Raw genomic sequence first — 2568 nt, 5'->3', positions numbered from 1 at the left:
TGTGATGTATATAGGTTCTGCTTTTTCATGGGCAAGCTGGGAAATGGTATTATATTTATTACGAAGCATTGTAGATGATCTTATAATCATTTAATTGGCCTCCTAGTAGAATATTCTACTTTTATGATACGATAATTCTAATAGAATATAAACAGGCTTCTCCTCTCGATCCGGCAGCTGGCCAAAGATTTGCACATTAGTGTAATCACCACAAAACGGGCTTATGGGAATTTTTCTCTATCTCTTCAAAACGGCAGTAATTCCTCTTACTGCTAGCGGAAAGTGGCGAGGTATTGCAGATATTCTGGCAGTAGGTTTTTATTTATCTGGAGCAATAACTCTGTTCGGGATTAGTTTGTTAGAAATTGGAGTACTGGAGTGGCCACATTCCTTATAGTAGTTCATATTGCAATGATTATTGGAATGCTGAGTCCTGATGTTTTAGCCACGGTGGCAGTGGGATGAATATGTGAAGTTATAAAGGCTACTATTCCGGATAAAAGATAACTCCCTGGAGTTTAAAAAATTCATTCAAGCGTGTTACATTTCTATGCGAAAAACACTATATGTATATAGTGAACAGGCACGAGGATAGTCCTCGTGCCTGCATTGCTGTGCGCCCGGCATGGGCGTTGTCTATAGGGTGGAAGTCCCGAACGGCGAAGGTAGCGTAGCCGTAGCTTAAGACAAGGGTGTCCACCGTGAGGTGGAATCTGAAGGAAGTCGGCGGCAAACCTCCGGCCCGACGAACAGGGGAAATGTTGGTAATGCCAATAACCCAGGTTGTAAGGCCTGGCTGAACCGGCAGAAGTCAGCAGAGGTCATAGTAGCCAGTATTGACGTCAAACTGGTGAAGGGCCGAACACGAAGCGAGGGATGGACTTGGCACGTTCGAGAGATACACAAAGACAGCAGAAAACCCCATATGGGGCCTGCCATGGGGAGGAAGCGGTGAATCCGCAGGGGACCCATGGAGGGCCGAGTGTAACTCCGGCACAACCCGAGAGCCCAACCCGCGGAAGCGATGGTGACGACCTGATGGAGAAGGTGGTAGCCAGACAGAATATGCTGGCAGCGCTAAGACGGGTGGAGGAGAACAAAGGTGCCCCAGGAATAGACCAGGTCACGGTGAAAGACCTCCGGGACTATGTAAGGGAGCACTGGGACAGAATCAGGGAAGAGCTACTCACGGGAACCTATAAGCCGCAACCGGTACGCCGGGTCGAAATCCCGAAACCTGGCGGCGGAACAAGGTTATTAGGAATCCCAACCGTCATAGATCGCCTAATCCAGCAGGCTCTTCTGCAAGTGCTTACTCCCATCTTTGACCCGGAGTTTTCCCCGTACAGCTACGGGTTTAGACCTGGACGCAGGGGACATGATGCGGTCAGACAGGCAAGGAAGTACGCAGAGGAAGGATACACCTGGGTGGTAGACATGGACCTGGAGAAATTCTTCGACCGGGTAAACCATGACATCTTAATGGCCCGTGTTGCCCGCAAAGTGAGAGACAAGCGGGTACTAAGACTTATCCGCCGCTATCTTCAGGCCGGAGTAATGGTCAACGGAGTAGTAATGGACACTGAAGAAGGCACTCCCCAGGGAGGGCCATTGAGTCCATTGCTGGCTAACATAATGCTGGATGACCTGGACCGGGAACTGGAAAGACGAGGACACAGATTCGTGCGCTATGCGGACGACTGTAACATTTACGTCCGAAGTCAGCGAGCTGGGGAGCGGGTGTTTGAGAGCATTAAATTCTTCCTGGAGGACAAGTTAAAACTCAAAGTAAACGAGACAAAGAGTGCGGTAGACAGGCCGTGGAAGCGGAAGTTTCTGGGCTTCAGTATGTACAGAGGGAAAGACAGAGTAGGAATCAGATTAGCCCCGGAAACAGTTAAACGAGTAAAGAATAGACTTCGGGAAATGACATCACGAAGCAGGGCAGAGAAGATTTCGGACCGCATCAAGAGCATCAATGCCTACCTTGGAGGCTGGATAGGATACTATGCGCTGGCGGAAACGCCGGGCGTATTCCAGGAAATCGAAGGGTGGCTAAGGCGAAGATTGCGGATGTGCGTCTGGAAACAATGGAAACGTGTCCGAACCCGATACCGTGAGCTGCGGGCCTTGGGCCTATCGGAGCGAGTAGTCCATATAATGGCTAATGCCCGTAAAGGCTACTGGCGAATGTCTCGACAATTAAATAACGCCCTGAACAATGCCTACTGGCAAAGTCAGGGCTTGAAGAGTTTGACTGAACGTTATCATCGCATTCGTCAAGCTTGGTGAACCGCCGTATACCGAACGGTACGTACGGTGGTGTGAGAGGACGGGGTTAATCACCTCCTTCTACTCGATTGACTCAAGGGTGAAGGAAAAAGTTTGTAAAAAATAATTGACAATAGGCAACGAGTGTTATATTTTATATTTAACAATTAAAATCGCCATATCAAAAATGAAATTTAGTAGCATCTCGGAAAGTCGATGATTGCATTGGGTAATGCTGGATAATTACTTCCAAATCGAACCTTGACAACTTCACATAGCAAAAGTAGCCATAAGGAA

Annotated in this window: 1 protein-coding gene and 1 pseudogene; both read left to right on the top strand. The window is 48.3% G+C overall.

The annotated features are described in order from the left end of the window. Window positions 1-223: 223 nt before the first annotated feature. Window positions 224-465: pseudogene (locus JDF658_RS14980) on the top strand (DUF6803 family protein). Between the two features lie 573 nt (window positions 466-1038). Next, window positions 1039-2292, top strand: coding sequence for a group II intron reverse transcriptase/maturase (gene ltrA, locus JDF658_RS09410; RefSeq protein ID WP_200805669.1), 1254 nt, complete (start codon window positions 1039-1041; stop codon window positions 2290-2292). Window positions 2293-2568 lie beyond the last annotated feature (276 nt).

Source organism: Carboxydocella sp. JDF658 (genome assembly GCF_002049395.1).
Classification (GTDB): Bacteria; Bacillota.
Note: the sequence above shows the minus strand (reverse complement) of the source record. Positions and strands in the feature narration are given on the sequence as shown.